The organism is Rhodoferax sp. TS-BS-61-7, assembly GCF_002943465.1.
In the GTDB taxonomy this organism is placed as follows: Bacteria; Pseudomonadota; Gammaproteobacteria; order Burkholderiales; family Burkholderiaceae_C; genus Allorhodoferax.
On the sequence record NZ_PTQY01000003.1, the window covers coordinates 270,621 to 291,216 of the forward strand.

General features: G+C 65.0%; 22 protein-coding genes. 17 read left to right on the plus strand and 5 right to left on the minus strand.

Going from position 1 to position 20,596, the window contains the following annotated elements:
* Positions 1 to 43: 43 nt before the first annotated feature.
* The 3 genes from C5F53_RS10015 (at position 44) to C5F53_RS10025 (ending at position 2,556) form a co-directional block, all read left to right on the plus strand.
* The gene (locus tag C5F53_RS10015; RefSeq protein WP_105261235.1) at positions 44 to 523 is read left to right on the plus strand and encodes a DUF4410 domain-containing protein; all 480 of its coding nucleotides are present in this window, start codon (positions 44 to 46) and stop codon (positions 521 to 523) included.
* Positions 524 to 622: 99 nt separating this feature from the next.
* A complete protein-coding gene (locus C5F53_RS10020) occupies positions 623 to 1,294 on the plus strand; it encodes an alpha/beta hydrolase (RefSeq protein ID WP_105261236.1) in 672 nt (223 codons plus the stop codon).
* Between the two features lie 2 nt (positions 1,295 to 1,296).
* Positions 1,297 to 2,556 carry an Hsp70 family protein gene (locus C5F53_RS10025; protein WP_105261237.1) on the plus strand — a complete coding sequence of 420 codons (1,260 nt, stop codon included), beginning with the start codon at positions 1,297 to 1,299 and terminating at the stop codon, positions 2,554 to 2,556.
* Positions 2,557 to 2,663: 107 nt separating this feature from the next.
* Here the strand turns inward: C5F53_RS10025 and C5F53_RS10030 are convergent, their stop codons facing one another.
* Positions 2,664 to 2,882 carry a DUF2835 domain-containing protein gene (locus tag C5F53_RS10030; RefSeq protein ID WP_105261238.1) on the minus strand — a complete coding sequence of 73 codons (219 nt, stop codon included), beginning with the start codon at positions 2,880 to 2,882 and terminating at the stop codon, positions 2,664 to 2,666.
* Positions 2,883 to 3,023: 141 nt separating this feature from the next.
* Here C5F53_RS10030 and C5F53_RS10035 point away from each other — a divergent pair, with 141 nt between their 5' ends.
* Positions 3,024 to 4,064: a DMT family transporter gene (locus C5F53_RS10035; protein WP_105261239.1), complete on the plus strand. Its 1,041-nt coding sequence runs from the start codon at positions 3,024 to 3,026 to the stop codon at positions 4,062 to 4,064.
* Between the two features lie 102 nt (positions 4,065 to 4,166).
* On the opposite strand, the gene C5F53_RS10040 is transcribed toward C5F53_RS10035, so the two are convergent.
* Positions 4,167 to 4,751, minus strand: coding sequence for an outer membrane protein (locus C5F53_RS10040; protein WP_161499918.1), 585 nt, complete (start codon positions 4,749 to 4,751; stop codon positions 4,167 to 4,169).
* A gap of 201 nt (positions 4,752 to 4,952) precedes the next feature.
* On the opposite strand from C5F53_RS10040, the gene C5F53_RS10045 reads away from it, so the two are divergent.
* The 3 genes from C5F53_RS10045 to C5F53_RS10055 are packed head-to-tail and all read left to right on the plus strand — an operon-like array spanning position 4,953 to position 6,803.
* Complete coding sequence (locus tag C5F53_RS10045; RefSeq protein WP_105261240.1) at positions 4,953 to 5,894, plus strand: class I SAM-dependent methyltransferase; 942 nt, start codon at positions 4,953 to 4,955, stop codon at positions 5,892 to 5,894.
* Positions 5,895 to 5,915: 21 nt separating this feature from the next.
* On the plus strand, positions 5,916 to 6,161 hold the full coding sequence (locus C5F53_RS10050) for a hypothetical protein (protein ID WP_105261241.1): 246 nt from the start codon (positions 5,916 to 5,918) through the stop codon (positions 6,159 to 6,161).
* A 9-nt stretch (positions 6,162 to 6,170) separates the two neighbouring features.
* A complete protein-coding gene (locus C5F53_RS10055) occupies positions 6,171 to 6,803 on the plus strand; it encodes a LysE family translocator (protein WP_105261242.1) in 633 nt (210 codons plus the stop codon).
* 126 nt (positions 6,804 to 6,929) lie between these two features.
* Here the strand turns inward: C5F53_RS10055 and C5F53_RS10060 are convergent, their stop codons facing one another.
* Entirely contained in the window at positions 6,930 to 7,889 is a 960-nt protein-coding gene (locus C5F53_RS10060; protein ID WP_105261243.1) for a phytanoyl-CoA dioxygenase family protein, read from the minus strand.
* A gap of 127 nt (positions 7,890 to 8,016) precedes the next feature.
* Between C5F53_RS10060 and C5F53_RS10065 the strand changes: the two genes are divergently transcribed.
* Positions 8,017 to 8,880 carry an AraC family transcriptional regulator gene (locus C5F53_RS10065; protein ID WP_105261244.1) on the plus strand — a complete coding sequence of 288 codons (864 nt, stop codon included), beginning with the start codon at positions 8,017 to 8,019 and terminating at the stop codon, positions 8,878 to 8,880.
* Between the two features lie 30 nt (positions 8,881 to 8,910).
* Here C5F53_RS10065 and C5F53_RS10070 read toward each other — a convergent pair whose 3' ends face one another.
* Entirely contained in the window at positions 8,911 to 9,663 is a 753-nt protein-coding gene (locus tag C5F53_RS10070; RefSeq protein ID WP_105261245.1) for an SDR family NAD(P)-dependent oxidoreductase, read from the minus strand.
* Between the two features lie 189 nt (positions 9,664 to 9,852).
* On the opposite strand from C5F53_RS10070, the gene C5F53_RS10075 reads away from it, so the two are divergent.
* Complete coding sequence (locus C5F53_RS10075; protein ID WP_236635333.1) at positions 9,853 to 11,502, plus strand: ABC transporter permease; 1,650 nt, start codon at positions 9,853 to 9,855, stop codon at positions 11,500 to 11,502.
* A 30-nt stretch (positions 11,503 to 11,532) separates the two neighbouring features.
* Here the strand turns inward: C5F53_RS10075 and C5F53_RS10080 are convergent, their stop codons facing one another.
* Complete coding sequence (locus C5F53_RS10080) at positions 11,533 to 12,456, minus strand: ZIP family metal transporter (RefSeq protein WP_105261513.1); 924 nt, start codon at positions 12,454 to 12,456, stop codon at positions 11,533 to 11,535.
* 169 nt (positions 12,457 to 12,625) lie between these two features.
* Here C5F53_RS10080 and C5F53_RS10085 point away from each other — a divergent pair, with 169 nt between their 5' ends.
* From C5F53_RS10085 to selD, 8 genes are all read left to right on the plus strand, one after another.
* Positions 12,626 to 13,165 (plus strand): peroxiredoxin, encoded by a 540-nt coding sequence (locus tag C5F53_RS10085; protein WP_161499919.1) that lies wholly within the window; start codon positions 12,626 to 12,628, stop codon positions 13,163 to 13,165.
* Positions 13,162 to 13,770: a TetR/AcrR family transcriptional regulator gene (locus C5F53_RS10090; protein ID WP_161499920.1), complete on the plus strand. Its 609-nt coding sequence runs from the start codon at positions 13,162 to 13,164 to the stop codon at positions 13,768 to 13,770. Before C5F53_RS10085 ends, C5F53_RS10090 begins: the two co-directional genes overlap by 4 nt.
* Positions 13,767 to 14,168 carry a Rieske 2Fe-2S domain-containing protein gene (locus C5F53_RS10095; RefSeq protein WP_161499921.1) on the plus strand — a complete coding sequence of 134 codons (402 nt, stop codon included), beginning with the start codon at positions 13,767 to 13,769 and terminating at the stop codon, positions 14,166 to 14,168. The genes C5F53_RS10090 and C5F53_RS10095 overlap by 4 nt, the downstream gene beginning before the upstream one ends.
* Positions 14,165 to 14,803: an ATP-binding cassette domain-containing protein gene (locus C5F53_RS10100; RefSeq protein WP_105261249.1), complete on the plus strand. Its 639-nt coding sequence runs from the start codon at positions 14,165 to 14,167 to the stop codon at positions 14,801 to 14,803. Before C5F53_RS10095 ends, C5F53_RS10100 begins: the two co-directional genes overlap by 4 nt.
* 62 nt (positions 14,804 to 14,865) lie before the next feature.
* Positions 14,866 to 15,405, plus strand: coding sequence for a TlpA disulfide reductase family protein (locus C5F53_RS10105; RefSeq protein WP_105261250.1), 540 nt, complete (start codon positions 14,866 to 14,868; stop codon positions 15,403 to 15,405).
* Between the two features lie 18 nt (positions 15,406 to 15,423).
* Entirely contained in the window at positions 15,424 to 16,029 is a 606-nt protein-coding gene (locus C5F53_RS10110; RefSeq protein WP_105261251.1) for a CDP-alcohol phosphatidyltransferase family protein, read from the plus strand.
* On the plus strand, positions 16,026 to 18,209 hold the full coding sequence (locus C5F53_RS10115) for an FAD-dependent oxidoreductase (protein WP_105261252.1): 2,184 nt from the start codon (positions 16,026 to 16,028) through the stop codon (positions 18,207 to 18,209). Before C5F53_RS10110 ends, C5F53_RS10115 begins: the two co-directional genes overlap by 4 nt.
* A gap of 39 nt (positions 18,210 to 18,248) precedes the next feature.
* On the plus strand, positions 18,249 to 20,549 hold the full coding sequence (selD, locus tag C5F53_RS10120; protein WP_105261253.1) for a selenide, water dikinase SelD: 2,301 nt from the start codon (positions 18,249 to 18,251) through the stop codon (positions 20,547 to 20,549).
* The last annotated feature ends 47 nt before the right edge of the window (positions 20,550 to 20,596 follow it).

A 20,596-nucleotide genomic window follows, 5' to 3' on the forward strand; every position in this document is an offset into this window, starting at 1 on the left:
GCCCTGCACTCTTTGTGCAGTTTTTCAACTCTCATCACTATCAATGAATAAGATAACGATTTCCCTTTTCTTGGCCGCGGCAACCATTCTGTCCGGCTGTGCCGGCACCGCTGCCAAAACACAGTCCTCATATCAGCTGCAGCCCAACGACAAATTCAAACTCCGGCTCAACACACCGACTGATACCAACCAGGAAGCTGTCACGATTCTCCGTAATCGGTTAACCGATCAGCTTGCCAAAAATGGTTTGCTTGCACCGGAGTCAGATGCTTCCGCACGCACGCTTGAAGTAAATGTGACGAACTACCGTATGCGTCACGGCTCCGCGCGTGCCCTAGCTGGCATCTTTGCTGGTAAAGACAACATCCAGAGCACAACAAAAATCAAGGACGCAACCAATGTAGGCACGATCTCCGAGTTTGCTGTGGAGTCAACCAACCCGAGTGCGTGGGGAACCTCTCGTGGACTCATTGAAGAGCATGCAGACACCGTGGTTCAAACGCTGAAAGGAAAACGCGGTTAAAGAGACGCGAGGAGAAGCTGAGCCGGATGCTTTTTCACGTCCCGCCCTCAGCTTTCGCGGACAATCACTGGTTCCCGAATTGGTGACTACCCCGCGCATATGACAGCCCTCCTCCCCCGTATCGAACTCGAATCCGCCCCCAACCCCACCGCCGCCGTCATCTGGATGCACGGGCTGGGCGCCAGCAGCGACGACTTTGCGGGCCTGGTGCCCGAGCTGGATCTGGAGGGCTGCCAGCCCATCCGCTTTGTATTTCCGCAGGCGCCCAGCATCCCCATCACCATCAACGGCGGCTATGTAATGCCCGGCTGGTACGACCTGTACGGCATGGACCTGGTGAGCAAGCAGGACGCGGCCGGCATCCAACGCTCCGAGGCGGACATTCGCGCCCTCATCGACCATGAGGTGGCACGTGGCATTCCGTTTGACCGGATCGTGCTGGCCGGCTTCAGCCAGGGCTGCGCCATGGCACTGCACGCCGCGCTGCGCCTGCCGCACAAGATCGCCGGCGTCATGGCCCTGTCGGGTTACCTGCCGCTGGCCGACCACTTTGCCGCAGAACGCCACGCCGCCAACGCCGACACCCCCATCTTCATGGCGCACGGCACGCAAGACCCGGTGGTCATTTTGAAGCGCGGCGAAGACTCCCGCGACGCCTTGACCGCCATGGGCCACAAGGTGCAGTGGCACACCTACCCCATGCCCCACAGCGTGCACCCGCGCGAGATTGCGGACATTGCCGCCTTCCTGAAGCAAGTATTGCCCGCGTGAACATGAGTGCACGCCCCTTGGTGCTGGGCATTGACTTCGGCACGTCGAACTCCGCCTGCGCACTGATTGACACCAGTGGCACCCTGCAAGTGATTCCGCTGGACGGCGCCAAGGCAGAAATGCCCACAGCACTGTTTTTTGCCAGCGAGACACACACCGTGCTCTACGGCGCAGCCGCCATGCAGGCCTACCTCAACGGCACCGAAGGGCGCCTGCTGCGCTCGCTCAAAAGCCTGCTAGGCAGCCGCCTGATGGACGAATACACCGCGGTGGGCGACAAGAGCGTCCGCTTCTTTGACATCGTGGTGCTGTTCTTCAAGGAGCTGAAGCGCCGCTGCGAAGCCCATGTGGGCCAGCCCCTGACGCACGCCGTGTTGGGCCGCCCGGTGCACTTTGTGGACGACGATGCCGAGCGCGACCTGCTGGCGCAAGAAACCCTGGGCCGCGCCGCGCTGGAAGCCGGCTTCACCCACATCGCCTACCAGATGGAACCGATTGCCGCTGCACTGGACTACGAGCAACGCGTAACGCAGGAAACCACCGCGCTGGTGGTGGATATTGGTGGCGGCACGTCCGACTTCACCGTCATCCGCCTGAACCCGACGCGCAGCACGCAGAGCGACCGCAGCGCGGACATCCTGGCCACCACCGGTGTCCACATCGGCGGCACCGACTTTGACCGCCTGCTGGACCTGAGCGCGGTGATGCCACATCTGGGCTACAAACACGTGGGCACCGGCGGGCGCATTGTGCCCAGCAGCGTGTTTTTTGACCTGAGCACCTGGCACCTGATCCACCAAGCCTACACCCGCAAAGCCATGCACTTTGCCAAAGAGCTGTGGACCGACTACAGCGACCAAGCCCTGCACCGCCGCCTGATGGACGCGTTGGAAGAACAACACGGCCACCGCATGTTGGCGGGTGTGGAGGCGGCCAAGATTGCCTGTTCCATCAGCGGCGACAGCGCCGTGGTGAACCTGGATTTTCTGGACCGCGCGCTCACCCCCACCATCGACGCGCAAAACATGGAGCTGGCCCTGCACAGCTCCATTGCCCAGGTGGTGCAGTGCGCACAGGAATGTGTGGCGGCTGCCGGCCTGCAGGGCGTAGATGCGGTCTACCTCACCGGCGGCTCGTCGGCCCTGCGCACGCTGATAGAGGCGCTGCGCCAGGCCATGCCGCAGGCCACGCTGGTGGAAGGCAACCGCTTTGGCGGCGTGGCCGCCGGTTTGGCCTGGGCGGGTGCCGTGCAGCAGTTTTAGTTTGCTACTGTTTTAGTAGCTGCTCGCGCATATTCCGCGGGGGCTAGAGGCCTATTTGATGCCGAAGTGTGCCCTTGGGGCAGGCACGCACGTCAGTTGCCCGGGCCTTAGCTGCGCTGCAGCTGCGCGCCCTTGCCGCCTTCATCACAGGTCAACACAAAACTGCCGCGGATACCGCCGCTGCTCACAAACGGGATCAGCAGCGTGGCCGGGAACTGCACCGTGCGGCCATCGGCACAGCGGGCCAATACATTTTTGACTTCGCCACGGTAGTACTGAAGATAGTCTTGGGCAGGAATGTTGAGGCCGAATTCGAAGCGAAGCATGGGGAGGATGCTAACGCGTGGGTGAACGGCCAAACCCCGGACAAATTGACGCTGCCAAACAAACGCGCTACATGTTCTATTGCTTGATCGGCAATGTCATTGCCGCCAACTTCACAGGAAAGTAAAACCGTGCCCACCTCTATGAATGCACCCGCCCTGCGCGGGGGGCTGCTGGCTTTGCTTGCAGCCACCTTGTTTGGCATCAGCACGCCGCTGGTGCAACAACTGGGGGTGGGATTGGGTGCGTTCAGCACGGCCGCATTGCTGTATGGCGGCGCGGCCGTGGTGGGCGCATTGACCCGGCGGCCCCGGGAGCAAGAGGCCAGACTGCAAAGGGCCGATGTGCTGCGATTAACCGCCATGGCTATTTTTGGCGCGGCCATGGGGCCTGTGGCCCTAGCCTGGGGTTTGCAACGCACCAGCGGGGCCAGTGCGTCCCTCATGCTGACGCTGGAAGCGCTGTTCACTGCAGTGCTGGCCTGGCGTCTGTATGGCGAAACCATGGACCGCAGGGTCTGGCTGGCCATGTTGCTCTTGTTGGCCGGTGGCATGGCACTGGTGCTGGACCAGGGGCTGATCGGTGGGGTGCAATTGATGGGGTTGCTGGCGGTCATGGTGGCCACCGCTTCCTGGGGCATAGACAACACCCTGTCGCGCGAGCTTGCAGATAGAGACCCCGGCCAGGTGGTGATGGGCAAAGCTGCGATAGGCACCGCATTCACAGCGGCACTGGCTTGGTTCAACGGGGAGCCCATGCCTGGCGTGTTCGCAGCCATGGGGTTGCTCGTCGTGGGTGCCACGGGGTATGGATTGAGCTTGCGCTTCTATCTGCTTGCACAAAGAGCCTTCGGCGCTGCCCGGACAGGCTCCGTGTTTGCCTTTGCACCGTTCATCGGGGCTTTTCTGGCCTTCGCCATGGGGGACAGATCCTCAGGGGTGCTGATGGCCGTAGGTGGCCTCCTTATGCTGAGTGGCGTGGTACTGCATTTGGTGGAAAGCCATGGCCATGAACACGTGCATGCGCCCACAGAACATGAGCATGCCCACAACCATAACGATGGGCATCACAACCACCTGCACGACCCCATGCCTGCGGGGCCGCACAGCCATGCACACAGCCATGAGCCCTTGCGCCACAGCCACGCGCATGTGCCGGACGCGCACCACCAGCACGCCCATTGAAAGTGAGCGTGACTTACACAACAAGCGCGCTCACATGGGAACACCCTCAGCCTCCCGAAGCAAGCTCCGCGAGGCCTGGGCGTCCATCACACAGCCGTCACATCAAAACTTGTAGCCAATACCAAACGAGAACACGTTCTCTTTGAGGCTGGACGTGGTGCCCGTGGCAAACGTCACGTCCCGGAACTGGTTCAGGTCGTAACCGGCTTGCCAGTACATGTTTTTGTCCAGCATCTGGCGCACGCCGATGCCGTAACCCACGCCTTGCACATCGTTGGTGCCGCTGCCGTCGTTGGACGCCGCGGAGCCGTAAATGGACGACAGCTTGCCGTAGAGCTGGAAGTTGTTGGCCAGCGCGACGGTGGGGATCACATCAATCGAGTAGCGGTTGTTGATGCTGGCCGCGCTACCGTTGGCATAGGTGCCAGCCTGGTGGTTGCCCGAGCTGTAAGAGCCGCCCAGGCCGATGGCGAAGTTGGGGGCCAGTGCCCAGTCGTAACGGGCTTGCAGGCCCAGGGCGGTGGTCTTTCCGGTGTCCGACGTTCCGTCGGTCGCGCTGGTTGATCCGGTGGACAGTTCAGCGTTGGTACCGATGCTGAAACCAGACAGATCAGCCGGGCCCGCGGCAAAGGCGGAAGAGGCGGCAAAAGCACCAAGAGCAACAGTCGTCAGAAAGAGTTTTTTCATGGAGTGAACCGGGTGAAGGGTCCGAGTTAAGGGACCTCCATGGTCGCGACGCCGTGTAAATCTGCAGTGGCTGTTTGGCAAAAGCGCGTAAACAAGCGTGCGTGCGCTGTAAAAGTTTGTGAAGCGGGTTCCCGACACTTCGCTGCGCATACCGCACAGCCTTGCATACACTTGGCAACCTTTTCTGAACAACACCCGCCCGTGCAAGCCCTTCTCCACACCATCGCCACGATGGACCTGCCCTTTGACGCCCAGCGCCTGTTTCATGGCCGCGGTGGCCTGCACCCTGGCTGCGAGCAGTGGGCGCTGGACTTTTATCCGCCGGTGCTGGTGCTCACCAGCTTTCAGCCAGTCGACGACGACACACTTGCCACCCTGGGCGCGGCATTGGCTGCACGCTGGGCGCAGATTGCGCCAGACCAGCCGCTGAACTGGGTGTTTCAGTGCCGGGCCGAGGGCCATGCGGATACCCGGCTGATGGCCGGTGCCGTGCCCGACCCGCATGTGGTCACGGAAGATGGCACGCAGTACAAGGTGCACGTGCTGCGCGGGCAGAACCATGGTCTGTTTCTGGACATGGCCGCAGGCCGGCGCTGGGTGCGCCAGCACGTGGCGGCGCACCCCAAGACGTACGCCTTCAAGGTGCTCAACCTGTTTGCCTACACCTGCGCCTTCTCGGTGGTGGCGCTGCAGGCGGGCGCCAAGAATGTGGTGAATGTGGACATGGGCCAGGGTGCACTGGCCATTGGCCAGCAAAACCACCGGCTCAATGGTTTCAATACCGGCGCCAGTTTTCTGGCCCACGACATCTTCAAGACCTGGGGCAAGATCACACGCGGCGGGCCCTACGACCTGGTCGTGCTGGACCCGCCCAGCTACCAAAAGGGCAGCTTTGTCGCCACCAAAGACTACGCCCGCCTGCTGCGCCGCCTGCCCGAGCTGCTGACGCCCGGCGGCCACGCGCTGGTGTGCCTTAACGCGCCCGAGCTGGACACCGCCTTTTTGCAAACCCATATGCAAGAGCAGGCGCCTGAACTGCGCATGCTGCAGCGCCTGCCCAACCCACCCACGTTTGCCGATGCCGCACCCGAGCGCGCGCTCAAGGTGCTGGTGTACCAGGCGCCGGAACTGGCCACCCTCTAAGGCTTTGACGTATAAATCACCATGCCCGCTACCGAACTCAAAGTCACCCAAACCGGCACCGTGGCCGGCAAACTGTTGCTCGTCCCCACGGGACAGGAAGGCCCGCTGCTGCCCCATGTGCAGGACTGGGTGACCGCCAAACTCAAGGCCAAACAGCCCGTCAAGGACGTGAGCAACACGGTGCTGGTCAAAGGCATCAAGCAGTGGTCGGCTTTTGAAGAGAAGGCCGGCGGCAAAAAAGTGCTCACCGTTTTCAAAATTACCTGAGGCCACGCCATGTTTCCCACCGACGTATTGCTGACCTACCTGGCCGCCTGCCTGCTGGTGGTGCTGGCGCCCGGGCCTGACAACATTCTGGCCATTGGCCGCGGCCTGAGCCAGGGGCGTGCGGCGGCGGCGCTGTCCGCGCTGGGTGCGGGGGTGGGCATTCTGTTCCACACGCTCACGGCGGCGCTGGGGCTGTCGGTCATCCTGCAAAGCTCGGCCACCGCGTTCTGGGCGATCAAGGTGGTGGGCGCGGTCTACCTGATGTGGCTGGGCTACAAGGCGCTACGCGCCCAGAACCTCATCACCTTCACGCCAGCGGCGCACCTGCCGCTGCACCGCATCTTCATCAGTGGCGCGTTGTCCAACATCCTCAACCCCAAGCCGGGCCTGTTTGTGCTGGCCTTCCTACCGCAGTTTGTGGATGCCCAGCGCGGCTCGGTGCCGGTGCAGATGCTGGTGTATGGCGCGATTTTTGCCGCCATGACCACGGTATTGTTTGCGCTGATCGGCAGCTTTGCCAATGGCCTGGCGACCTGGCTCAAGGCGCACCCGCGCGTCACCTCGGGCCTGAACATCGGTGCAGGGCTGACCTTCATCGCCTCTGGCCTCACGGTGCTCACGCTCAAGTCACGCAGCGTGTGAGCTAGAGCGCCAGAGCCTGGGGGCCGGACGTTCTGCTCCGTGTCCCCCGCCCGCTGCGCGGGCTCCTCCTTTACCTGCGCAGAACGCCCAGCCCCCAGACTCTCGGAGGGTTTGCGCTCGCAGCACTCAAGGCCAGTCGGTTAATCCCAGGATGCGCTCGCCCAGCGGGGTGAGCGTGGCGGTGGGGTACTTCTTCTTTTCCCACTCACGCGGGTCCCCCGGAAAGGCGTAGCCCTGGGGAGCTTCGCGCTCGCGCCAAGAGGTCACGCGTGCATCGCGCAGCATGGCGTCGCCCTCGTTGGCAGGGGTGAAGGCGATGTACTGCGCGGCGCGCACCAGGTGGTCGCTGGTGTTGGGGCGGATGCCGTGGGCCAGCAGGCTGTTGAAGATCAGCAAGTCACCCGCCTGCATGGCGATGAACTGCACCGGCCAGGGCAGGCTGTCCACATCAGGGCGCCAGGGGTTGCGGTCGGCGGGCGCGGTCTTGCGCCACGCGATGAAATTTTTGAACAGCTCGGGGATGCACTGAAAACCACCACTCTCCGGGCTGGTGTCGGACAAGGCCAGCACGCCCTGCACGTTGACGGGCAGCGGGTCCAGTGTGGTGTCGGCGTCCCAGTGGATGAAGCCGGTGAACTGGCGCGCGCCGCGGTTGGGCGTGTTGAGGTTGGCGCGGTCGATGCTGACCCACAGGTCTTCACGGTCCCAGATGTCCACAAACGCGTCGTACACACGCTGCGTCTGCCGGTTGTTCCACAGGGTCTGGTGCTGGTAGGTCTCCACCATGCCAGAGCCGTTGAGCTCTTTCATCTCGTGGCCGCGCCGCTCGATCTGGTTCCAGGTGCTGGGGTCTTTCGGGTCCCAGTCCTGAAACGCCCACAGGAAATCGGTGGTGACCTTCACTTGCTCCGCCGGGATGGCTTGTTTGATGACCACGTAGCCATAGGTTTGCCAGTGCGCAAAGTCGGCCTCGGACAACACGCGCAGCGGCAATTGCTTCTGGATGTCGCGCAGCTGTTCGTTGGCGGTGTACGAGAGGGTGGGGTTGCCGGGGCGTTGGTCGCCGTAGCGGTAGCGGTCGTTCATGTCGGTCTCCTGCAGGTTGTTTTGCGTGGTGGGGATGGAGTGAATTGTGGAAACACGCTCGCTTTTGGAGTACCTGCAGACTGCCTGAAACTGGTACGATTCTGACCAAATTAACCCAACCAAGGTCATGAAACCACAGTTTGAGCAGGTCACCGTACCGCTGGGCGAGTCCTGGAGCCTGCTGTGGCGCGAGCTGCCGGAGCTGCCCTTTCTGTGGCACTACCACCCCGAGTTCGAGCTGACGCTGACGCTGAACGCCCAGGGCCAGCGCTATGTGGGCGACAGTCTGGAAGACTTCACGTCCGGCGACCTGGTGCTCACCGGCCCCAACCAGCCCCACACCTGGGCCGCGACCGAGCGGCCCGATACCCGCCAACCCATGTTGGCCGTGGTGATGTGGTTCACCACCGACTGGCTGGAGCGCGCGCTGGCCGGTTGGCCCGAACTGGGTGGGCTGCAAGCCTTGTCGGCCCAGGCCGGGCGCGGGCTCAAGTTCTCGGATGCAGCGCGTGCGCAGGTGGAGCCGCTGATCCTCTCACTGCAGGCGCAAGAGCCTGCGCTGCGTCTGCCCACGCTGCTACAGATCCTGACGCTGCTGGCCAAGGACACAGCGGCCCGGCCGCTGGCCACGCATGCCTACACACCCGCGGGCGACAAGGTGGGCCATCGCATCGGCAAGATCCTGCACCGCTTGCATGCGCAGCCGGCAGACACGGTGTCGGCCCCCGCACTGGCCGCGGAAGTGGCGATGTCGGTCGGCGCGTTCCACCGCTTTTTCAAGCGCCATACGGGCATGACGGTGCTGGACTACGTAGCCCAGCTGCGCATCGGCCAGGCCTGCCAGTTGCTGATCAACACCCCGCTGCCCATCAACGTGATTGCCAGCGATGTGGGCTACGGCACGCTGGCGCATTTCAACCGCCAGTTTCTGGCGCGCAAGGGCATGACACCGCGCGCGTTTCGTGCCAGCTACCAAGGGGCCGCAGCCTAGCCACCGCCCGCACAAGCGGGGACGCAAGGCCTAGGACTTGCCGGCCGTAAAGCCGCCATCCACGAGCAGGTTGGCGCCGGTTATAAAGCTGGCCTCGTCGCTCAGCAAAAACAGCACCGGGTTGGCCACCTCTTCGGGCCGTCCCAGGCGCCCCAGCGGGTGCAGAGCAATCAGCCCCTGTTTCATGGCCGCATCCAGCCCGGCGAGCAGGGGCGTGTCGATGTAGCCCGGCCCCACGGAGTTCACGCGCACGCCTTTGACCGCCGCCTCCAGCGCCAGGGTGCGCGTCATGTTGACCACACCGCCCTTGGCCGCGCTGTAGGCCGCCGTCATGCTTTGGCCGAACACCCCGAGGATGGACGCGCAGTTGACGATGCTGCCGCTGCCCTGTGCGTACATCGGGCGCAGCGCAGCCCGCGCGACGCGGAACACGCCCATCAGGTTGATGTCGATGATGCGCAAGAAGTCTTCGTCGGTGTACGCCTCTGCGGGGCTCATGCCGCCAATGCCGGCGTTGTTGAACACGCCGTCCAGACGGCCAAAGGCAGTCACCGTGTCTGCGATGAGTTGGTCCACTTGGGACGTGGACGCCACGTCAGCGCTCATGAAGAGGCATCGCCCGCTATACATCTGTGCCAGCGCCTCTGCCAGCTTGGCACCCTGGGTGCCAGCCAGGTCGGCCATCACCACATTGGCGCCCTCTTGCATGCAGCGCTCTACCGTGGCCAGGCCAATACCGCTGGCGCCGCCCGTGACCAAAATGCTCTTGCCCTGCAAACGCATGGTGTTTCTCCTGAAGTGTGTAAGGGAACGATCCGACAATGACAGCGTCTATCGTCTTCAACTGTTGCCCACCGCACATTGATGCAGCGCAGGGAAAGTATCTGGAGAGGGCACCATATTGCTATATTTTCAATAGCTGCTTGCGCATATTCCAAAAGGGCTAGAGGCCAATTTGACTACTATTTACCGATGCAGCGCGCCCACCCCACTCACCGCTTCCCCGTAGCCCTTGCGCTGCTGGCGGCCGTGCTGCTGCCGCTGGGCTGGAGCCTGTGGGGCGCCGTGGCCGCCGGGCTAGACGCTGCGGCCTGGGCCGCGCTGGTGCGGGCGCCGCACACCGCGGCAGCGCTGGGCGCCAGTGTGTGGACCGGTGTGGCCTCCACGCTCTTGGCTACCGCAGCCACGGCAGGCATCTTGGCGGCCACGGTGGGGCAGTTGCACAGCAGGGCACAGGGCAACCGGCTCACACGCCTGCTGGCACCGCTGCTGGCGGTGCCGCACGCGGCCTTTGCCATTGGGCTGCTGGCACTGCTGGCACCCAGCGGCTGGCTAATGCGCCTGTTGTCACCCTGGGCCACCGGGCTCAGCGCCCCCCCCCCCTGGCCCACCACCCAAGACCCCTGGGGCCTGGGCCTGATTGCGGTACTGGTGTGCAAAGAGATTCCGTTTTTGCTGTGGGCCGCACTGGCCCACCTGCAGCGGCCCGATGTAGCGCGCCGCCTGCAGCAGGAGCTGCGGCTGGCGCACACGCTGGGTTACAGCGCGCATGCGGCCTGGTGGTGCGTGGGCTGGCCACAGCTGCTGCCGCGCCTGGCTGCGCCCCTGCTGGCGGTGCTGGCCTATGGGCTGACGGTGGTGGACGTGGCGCTGCTCATTGGGCCCAGCACACCGCCCACGCTGGCGGTGCTGGCCTGGCAGTGGCTGCAGGATGCCAGCCCGGCCGTCAACGCGCAAGGCGCCGCCGCCGCGTGGCTGCTGGCGATCGTGCTGGTGCTGGGCGCCGCGCTGGCCTGGGGGCTACTGCACACGCCGTTAAGGCGCCGGCGCTGGACACGTGGTGCCTCTGAACACACAAGCCGCGCCCTCACAGCGGATGGACCCACGGCGCTGGCATGGCTGCTAGGGGTGTACGGCGCAGTGATGCTGGCGCTGCTGCTAGGCAGCGTGATCGGACCCTGGCCGTTTCCGCAGCTGCTGCCCGATACCTTCACCGGGGCCGCCTGGCTGGGCGTGGCGCGCAGCAGCCACACCCTGTGGACCACCGTGTGGCTGGCGCTGACCAGCAGCATGGCGGCGCTGCTGTGGGCCGTGGCTTGGCTGGAATGGGCGCCCGCACGCTGGCAGTTACGCGCCCGCCCTGTGCTCATGCTGCCGCTGGTGCTGCCGGCCGTGTTGTGGGTGGTGGGCCTGCACCGGCTCAGCCTGGCCTGGGGCCTGGACACCACGGGCACCGGCCTGTGGCTGGCCCACACCTTGGCCGCGCTGCCCTATGTGCTGATTGCGCTGCAGGGGCCCTACCAGGGCTTTGACCCCCGCCTGCGCCACGTGAGCGCCAGCCTGGGCCACAGCCACGCCGTGTTTTTGCTGCGGGTGAAATGGCCCCTATTGCGCAGTGCACTGGCAGCCAGCGTGGCGATTGGCTTTGCGGTGAGCGTGGCGCAGTACCTGCCCACGCTGTATGTAGGTGCGGGCCGCTTTACCACCGTGACCACCGAGGCCGTGACGCTAGCCGCCGGTGGCCAGCGCTCACTCACCGCCGCCTTTGCCTGGCTGCAGTGGCTGCTGCCGGTGCTGGTGTTTGCTGTGGCTGCGCGGTTGGGCCGGGCGCGCCGCTTCTAAACAGTGTCGGCAGCGTTGGATGGGGCGGGCTCAGCCCAGCGTGGTGTCCAGCACCATCATCAGCGCAAAACCAGCCATCAGGCCCAGGGTGGCCGCGGTCTGGTGGCCGTTGCGGTGGGTCTCTGGAATCACCTCGTGCGAGACCACAAACAGCATGGCGCCCGCCGCCAATCCCAGGCCCACCGGGTAGGCCAGCGCGGAGCTGCCTACCAGGCTGATGCCGACCAGCGCGCCCAGCGGCTCCAGCAACCCGCCCAGCGCGGCAATGCCCACCGCCTTCCAGGCCGGGGTGCCAATGGAGCGCAGGGTCATGGCCACGGCCAGGCCTTCGGGGATGTCTTGCAGCGCAATGGCGGTGGCCAGCGGCAGGCCCACCCCCATGTCGCCCTGCGCAAACGCCACGCCCACCGCCATGCCCTCGGGCAGGTTGTGGATGGCCACGGCAAACACAAACAGCCACACCCGGTTGCAACGCGCGTAGCCAGGGCCGCAGGGGCCGCTGCGGTCATGTTCGTGCGGCGTAAAAGCGTCCAGCCCCAGCATCAGCAACACCCCCAGGGCCATGCCCAGCACCACCAGGCCCGCGCCCAAACCAGCGTTACCGGTGAGCTCGCGCCCGGCTGCAATACCCGGCAACAAAAGCGAGAAGGCCGCGGCGGCCAGCATCATGCCGGCGGCCAAGCCCAGCATCACGTCTTCGGTCTTTTGCTGCAGGCTGCCAAACAACAAGGCGGGCAAGGCCCCCACCGTAGTGGCCACCAAACCCGCAGTGCCACCCAGCAGCGCCCAGGCGACGAACTGGCTGCTCTGACCCGCGGGGACTACGCCACCTTGGACCCACAGGGCCAGCAAGCCCAGCACCGCCACCCCCAGGCCGGCCAGCGCGAGAGGATGGGCGCGGGCATGGGCGCTCAGTGACTGGGACCAGGAGGGGACGGTGGAAGCGGTGTGCATGGGCATAAGTCCAGGTGCGCCAAAGGCGGGTGAGCCAGATGGTAGTTAATTGACATTAATTTGTATAAGTCAATTTATTAAAACTATGAATAGGGGAATTCAATGTATGCAGATTTGGACGGATGTCCTGATATATTTGGACAACCGACCAAACCATAAAAGGATTCCCATGCAGCTCCCCGTTGGCTCCATCCCACCCGCCCTCAGCACCCTCGACTTCCTGGGCGACCCTGTCGACCTAGCCGCCCTACGCGGCCGGCCGGTGCTGCTATCGTTTTACCGCTATGCCTCGTGCCCGGTGTGCAACCTGCGCATGCACTCCATCATCCAGGCCTACCCGGAGTGGGCGGCCCAGGGTTTGGCTGTCATTGCGGTGTTCCAGTCGCCCACCGAGTCCATCGCCCAATACGTGGGCCGCCAGGACGCGCCTTTTCCCATCGTGCCCGACCCCGGCATGGCGCTGTACCGGCGCTTCGGGGTCGAGGCCCACTGGAGTGGCCTGCTGTCGCCCAAGGGCATGCTGACGGCACTGAAAGCGTTTCGCCAAGGTTTTTTGCCAGGCCGGGTAGACGGCCCCTTCCAGCGCACACCGGCAGACTTTTTGATCGACACACAAGGCCGCATTGCGCTGGCGCACTACGGCAGCCATATTGATGACCACGTGCCACTGGGTACCATTGCGCAATGGCTCCGCACCCAGCACCCTTGATACCCCCTCTGGCACCACCGCCCGCCAAGGGCGTGGCCAACCGGCAGCGCATTGTTGAGGCGGCGCTGCACCTGTTCATGGAGCGCGGCTACGCCGAGACCTCGATTGGGGATGTGGCCGAACACGCCGGTCTGCTCAAGGGCAATCTGTCCTACTACTTCAAGACCAAGGCCGAGATGCTGGAGTCGGTGTCCGAGGCGCGCATGCAGGAGCTGTTTGGCCGGCTGCAGCAGCGCCTGCCAGCCGACCCCACCCCCCTGCAAGCGCTGGAAGCCTTTGTGCAGGTGACACAGGACTCGGCCCATGAACTGGCCCGCGTGGGCTGCCCCGTGGGCACCCTGGCCAGCCAACTGGGCAAGACCGACCCCAGCCTGCAGCCCTATGCCTCGCGCATCCTGCAGGCGCTGGCCGACTGGCTGGGTGCGCAGTTTGCGCGGGCCCTGCCCCCCGACGCCGCGCAGGCCCACGCCGAGCACCTGCTCACGCTGCTGCAAGGCGCCGCAGTCATGGCCCACGCCTTTCGCGACCCGACCCTGGTGGACCGGCAAGCCCAGGCTGCGCGCCAATGGCTGCGCAGCGTGCTCCCCCCCCCCGCGGCGGCATGAGCGACACCCCCACCCACTGGCACCAGCTGCCCCATGCCCCGCCGGTCGGCACACTGCTGGGCCGGCTGGACGCGCTGGCCGACGGCAGCGCCACCCTGCAGGCGCTGCCCGCCCCTCAGGCCGGCACCGAGCCGCCCTTTCGTTACCTGCTGCTGCGCAGTGGCAGCGAAGTGAAGGCCTATGTGAACCGCTGCGCCCACTTTGGTGTCCCGCTGGCGGCGCGGCAGGACCTGCTGATCTTTGTGCCGCACACCAGCATCACCTGCAATGTGCACTACGCACGCTACCGCTGGAGCGACGGCGCTTGTGCCGGCGGCGAGTGTGATGGCGTGGGTCTGCTGCCGATTCCCGTGGTGGTGGACGCGCAAGGTCGCATTTGTATTGCCCCCAGCCCATGAGCCTGCACATCCACATCGCCCACCTGACCACCCCCACCAATACGCTGATGCAGGGCCTGGACCTGCGCGTGGCCCCGGGCACCGTACACACGCTGATGGGCGAGAGCGGGTCGGGCAAAAGCAGCGTACTGGCGGCTGTGTGTGGCACGCTGGACGAGGCCCTGCAGTGGAACGGCACAGTGACGCTCAACGGCCAACGCATCGACACCCTGCCCACGCAGGCCCGCAAGGTGGGCATTCTGTTTCAGGAAGACCTGCTGTTCGCCCACATGACGGTGCGCGAAAACCTGCTGTTTGCCGTGCCCGCCGGGCCGCAGCCTGCGCGCGAAGCGGCAGTGCTGGCCGCGCTGGCCGATGTGGAGATGGGCGCCTTCCTGCACGCCAACCCGGCCACGCTGTCAGGCGGCCAGCGTGCCCGCGTGGCGCTGGCGCGCGCGCTGCTGGCCCAGCCACAGGCCCTACTGCTGGACGAGCCGTTTTCCAAACTGGACGCCGCGCTGCGCGAGCGCATGCGTGCGCTGGTGTTTGGCCTGGTGCAGCGCCGCCAGATTCCGGCCCTGCTGGTCACGCACGATGCCGCCGATGTGGCCGACACCCAGTGCCTGACGCAGCTGCGCCCGCCCGGCACGGTGTAAGAAACCCCGGTTTTGCGCGACCTATAGGCAGATCCGAACCACCTCGCCTAGACTGCCCCCTCATGCACACCAACACCGCCACGCCGTCTACCTCCCCCTTGCGCTGGATGCTGGCGGCACTGCTGGCCGCTGCTGCAGCCTTGTCCAGCGCCCCGGCCCACAGCCAGGCCACAGCCCCCTTGTGGACCAAGGGCAGCATGCTGGCGTTGAATGCGGTCGACGCCAAAGGCCAGCGCCTCGATGTGGCCAAGCTGCGCAAACAGGTGGTAGTGGTATTTGTCTGGTCCACCGGCTGCGCGGTGTGCCGCGACAGCCTGCCCGAGCTGCGCGCCAACGCCGCGGGCTGGCAGGCCAAGCCGTTCACGCTCTTGGCGGTGAATGTGGACGCGCGCACCGAGGACTGGAGCCGCTACGAAACGCTGGTGGGGCAAACGCTGATGCCGGCGAAAAACTGGCAGTCGCTGCGGCTGGAGGGTGCGGCGCCCACAGGCCAGCGCCTGCCACTCACCCTGCTGGTAGACACCCAGGGCAAGATCATTCAGCGCTTTGAAGGCCGCCTGGCCCCCGAGGTGTGGGACGGCGTGGCCGAACTCCTGCCCTGAACCCCGCCCCTCTCACCCATGCTCGACCGTTACGCCATTGCCCTGATTCGCCCCCCCCTCACCGCCACCGCCCGCGTACTGGTGCGCGCCGGTCTGGGCGCCAACACCATCACCTTGTTGGGTTTTGGCATTGGCATTTTTGCTGCTATTTTGATAGCTAGTGGCGCATATGCCATGGGTGCTCTGGCCATTTTGGCTTCAAGATTGTGTGATGGACTGGACGGTGCCGTGGCGCGCCAGACGCAGGCCACCGACGCCGGGGGTTTTCTGGACATCACGTTGGACTTTTTGTTTTACGCCAGCATTCCGCTGGCATTTGCCATCGCCCAGCCAGCCGACAACGCACTGCCAGCCGCCGTGCTGCTGGCCGCGTTTATGGGCACGGGCAGCAGCTTTTTGGCCTTTGCGGTGCTGGCCGCCAAACGCGGACTGCAAGACCTGGCCACGCCGGGCAAGTCGTTTTACTTTTTGGGCGGGCTGACCGAGGCCACCGAGACACTGGCCTTTTTTGTGGCCATGTGCCTGTGGCCCGCGCACTTTGCCACCTTGGCCTATGCCTTTGCCGCGCTGTGCGGCATCACCATCGTCACCCGCATCTGGTGGGGCTGGAGAACCTTCCAATGAAGCTGTCCAAAATCTTGCTGCTAGCGGTGGTGGCCGCGGCCATTGCGGCGTTTGTATGGCTGGACCTGGGCCGTTTTCTGCGGCTGGATTACCTGCAGTCCAGCCAGGCGGCGTTTGCCGCGCTGTATGCCGAGCAGCCGTGGACAGTGCGGGCTACGTACTTCGCGATCTACGTGGCCGTGGCCGGTCTTTCCTTGCCCGGCGCGGCGATTGTCACGCTGGCCGGCGGCGGCATTTTTGGCCTGGGTTGGGGCTTGCTGCTGGTGTCGTTTGCCTCCAGCATCGGTGCCACGCTGTCGTTTCTGGCCGCGCGGTTTGTGCTGCGTGACGCGGTGCAAGCGCGGTTTAGCAAACGCCTGGCCGACATCAACGCCGGGGTGGCGCGTGAGGGCGCTTTGTACCTGTTCAGCCTGCGCTTGATTCCCGTGGTGCCGTTTTTTGTGATCAACCTGGCCATGGGCCTGACCACGCTGCGCACCTGGACCTTTTACTGGGTCAGCCAGCTGGGTATGCTGGCGGGCACTGCGGTGTATGTGAATGCCGGCACGCAGCTGGCCGACATCCGCAGCCTGCAGGACGTGGCCAGCCCCGGGCTGCTGGGCGCGTTGGTGCTGCTGGGTTTGTTCCCCTTGTTTGCAAAGGCTGCCATGAACTACCTCCAGAAACGCAAGGTCTACGCGCGCTGGAACGCCGTGCGCCCCAAGAGTTTTGACCGCAACCTGATCGTCATCGGTGCTGGCGCAGGCGGGTTGGTGTCGGCCTACATTGCGGCCGCCGTCAAAGCCAAGGTGACGCTGGTGGAAGCCCACAAAATGGGCGGCGACTGCCTCAACTACGGCTGCGTGCCCAGCAAGGCCCTCATCAAAAGCGCCAAGCTGGCCCACCAGATGCAGCACGCAGAGCGCTATGGTTTATATAGCAGCTTGCGCACAGAGGACGGGGGCCAAGCACTCTTTTCATTCAAGAAAGTGATGCAGCGCATCCACGACGTGATTGCCGCCATTGAGCCGCATGACAGCGTGAAACGTTACACCGGCCTGGGTGTGGAGGTGCTGCAGGGTTACGCCAAGATCACCAACCCGTGGACGGTGGAGATTGCCCTCAACGATGGCAACAAACAAACCCTGACCACACGCAGCATCGTCATCGCGGCCGGTGCGCGGCCGTTTGTGCCACCGCTGCCGGGCTTGGAGAATGTGGGCTACGTGACCAGCGACACCCTGTGGGACGTGTTCGCAAAGCTGGACGCGGTACCGCCACGGCTGGTGGTGCTGGGTGGCGGGCCGATTGGGTGCGAACTGGCGCAGAGTTTTGCGCGCCTAGGTTCACACGTCACCCAGGTGGAAATGGCGCCGCGCATCATGGCGCGGGAGGACGAAGAAGTCTCCGAGCTGGCCGCTGCAGCCCTGCGCGCCGATGGTGTGGACCTGCTCACCGGCCACAAGGCCCTACGCTGCGAGCTGATGAATGGCGAGAAGGTGCTGGTGGTGGAGCACGCGGGCGTGGAAAAACGCATTGCGTTTGACCAGCTGTTGTGCGCCGTAGGCCGCAGCGCGCGCCTGACCGGTTATGGCCTCGAAGACTTGGGCATCCCCACGCACAAGACGGTGCAAACCAACGAGTACCTGCAAACCATCTACCCCAACATTTTTGCGGCGGGCGATGTGGCCGGGCCCTACCAGTTCACCCACACCGCGGCACACCAGGCCTGGTATGCGGCGGTGAATGCGCTGTTCGGGGACTTCAAGAAGTTCAAGGCCGACTACTCCGTCATCCCCTGGGCCACCTTCATCGACCCCGAGGTCGCGCGTGTGGGCCTCAACGAGCAGGATGCCAAGGAACAAGGTATTGCCTACGAGGTGACCAAGTACGGCATCGACGATCTGGACCGTGCGATTGCGGACAGCGAGGCGCACGGTTTTGTGAAAGTGCTGACCGTGCCGGGCAAAGACAAAATTCTCGGCGTCACCATCGTCGGCACCCATGCGGGCGACCTGCTGGCCGAGTACGTGCTGGCCATGAAACACGGCCTGGGCTTGAACAAAATTCTGGGCACCATCCACACCTACCCCACGCTGGCCGAGGCCAACAAATACGCCGCAGGCGAATGGAAACGCGCGCACCAGCCACACACACTCTTGGCCTGGGTGCGCAAGTTCCACGACTGGAGACGAGGCTAGCCCAGAGGCGGCACAGCGGCCGCGGCACAATCGGGCCCCATGCAGATACCCACCACACCCATTGTTAGAGACATTGTGTTGGTGGGCGGCGGCCACAGCCATGTGGGTGTGCTGCGCCACTTCGCCATGCACCCGCTGCCCGGCGTGCGCCTCACCCTCATCTGTACCGACGCCCACACGCCCTACTCCGGCATGCTGCCGGGCTATGTGGCGGGGCATTACACGTATGACGAGGTGCACATCGACCTGGTCCGCCTGTGCGCGGCCACCGGGGCACGTTTTATCCAAGCCGAGGTGACCGGGCTGGACCGCGAGGCCCGCACCGTGCAGTTGCGCGGCCGGCCCGATGTGGACTACGACCTGGTGTCGATCAACACCGGCTCCACGCCGCAAATGTTGGTGGTGGGTGCGGCGGCGCATGCCGTACCCGTCAAACCCATCACCGGTTTCCAGCAGCGCTGGCTGGCGCTGCTGGCGCGGGTGGAGCAGCACCAGGGCCCGCTGGCTATCGCCCTGGTGGGCGGTGGTGCGGGGGGCGTGGAGCTGTGCCTGGCCCTGCAGTACCGGCTGCGCGCCGTGCTGCAGGCCGCCGGCCGTGATACCGAAACCCTGCAGTTCCAGCTGTTCACCGCCGAAGGCCTGCTGCCCACACACAACGCCGGCGTGCGCGGCCGTTTTGCGCGCGTGCTGGCGCAACGCGGTGTGCAGGTGCACCAGCACACCCCCATTACCGAAGTGCAGGCCGGGCGCCTGCGCAGTGCCCAGGGCAGCTGGTTTGCCGCCGATGAAGTGTTGTGGGTCACGCAGGCCGGCGGCGGCGCCTGGCTGCAGGGCACCGGCCTGGCGCTGAACGCCCAGCATTGCGTGCGCGTGCACAACACACTGCAAAGCATCACCGACCCGCGCGTGTTTGCGGCGGGCGATGTGGCGGCCATGGAAAATTTTGCGCTGGAAAAAGCCGGGGTGTTTGCCGTGCGCATGGGCATGCCGCTGGCGCGCAACCTGCAGCGCGCGGTGCAGGGCCTTTCGCTTGCGCCCTACCGGCCGCAGCGCCGCTGGCTGGCCCTGATCAGCACCGGCGACCAATATGCCGTGGCCTCGCGCGGCGCCCTCGGGTTTGCCGGTGCCTGGGTCTGGCGCTGGAAGGATTGGATAGACCGGCGCTTTATGCAGCGCTTTAGCGTGCAAGGAGCCAACGGTTTAGCGGGCATGTCAGCGCTGGCCGCAGCTGCCGCTCCTGCGCCCCTGCAACTCTCTGCCGAAGAATCCCAACAGGCCCAGGCCGCTGTGGCCATGCGCTGCGGCGGCTGCGGTGCCAAGGTGGGCGCCAGCGTGTTGTCGCGTGCGCTGCAAGACCTGTGGGTGGCGCCCAACCCCGATGTGCTGCTGGGCCTGGACAGCCCCGACGACGCCGCCGTGGTGCGCATCCCCGCGGGCAAGGCGCTGGTGCACAGCGTGGACTTTTTCCGGGCCTTTGTGGACGACCCGTTTGTCTTCGGCCAGATTGCCGCCAACCACGCGCTGGGCGACCTGTTTGCCATGGGTGCCCAGCCGCACACGGCATCGGCAATAGCCACCGTGCCCCCCGGCGTGGACCGGCAGGTGGAGGCCACGCTGCGCCAGATGATGGCCGGCGCGGTGCAGGTGCTCAATGCCGCGGGCTGCACGCTGATAGGCGGCCACAGCGGCGAAGGCACCGAGCTGGCGCTGGGTTTTGCCGTGAATGGACTGGTGGATATCGATACGAACGGACAGTTGACCGGCGTAATGCGCAAGGGCGGCATGCAGCCGGGCGATGTCCTGCTGCTGACCAAGCCGATCGGCACCGGCGCCCTGTTTGCTGCCCACGGACGAGCAGCTGCCAGCGGGCGCTGGGTGCAGGCCGCTCTGCAAAGCATGGTGCAAAGCAACCGAGCTGCCGCCGACACCCTGCGCGTGTATGGTGCCACCGCCTGCACCGACCTGACCGGTTTTGGCCTGATCGGCCACACGGTGGAAATGGCGCGCCCCAGCGGCGTGCAGGTGGTGCTGGACGTGAACGCCCTGCCCTTGCTGGACGGCGCGCTGGACTGTGTGCAGCAAGGCCTGCTCAGCTCCCTGCACAGCGCCAATGCGCGCCAACAGCATGGGGTGCAGAACGCCAGCGAGGCCATGGCCCACGTGCGCTGGCCGTTGCTGGTGGACCCGCAAACCGCAGGCGGCCTGCTGGCCAGTGTGCCCGCCGCACAGGCCTCCGCCTGCCTGGCCGCGCTGCAGGCACAAGGCTACGCCGCAGCCTGCGCCATCGGCCAGGTGCAGGCCCTGCCGGCCGGGCAGGCGCCGGTGCTGGTAGCCCTGTAACGCTATGTTTTCAATAGCTGCTTGCGCATAGTCCATATGGGCTAGAG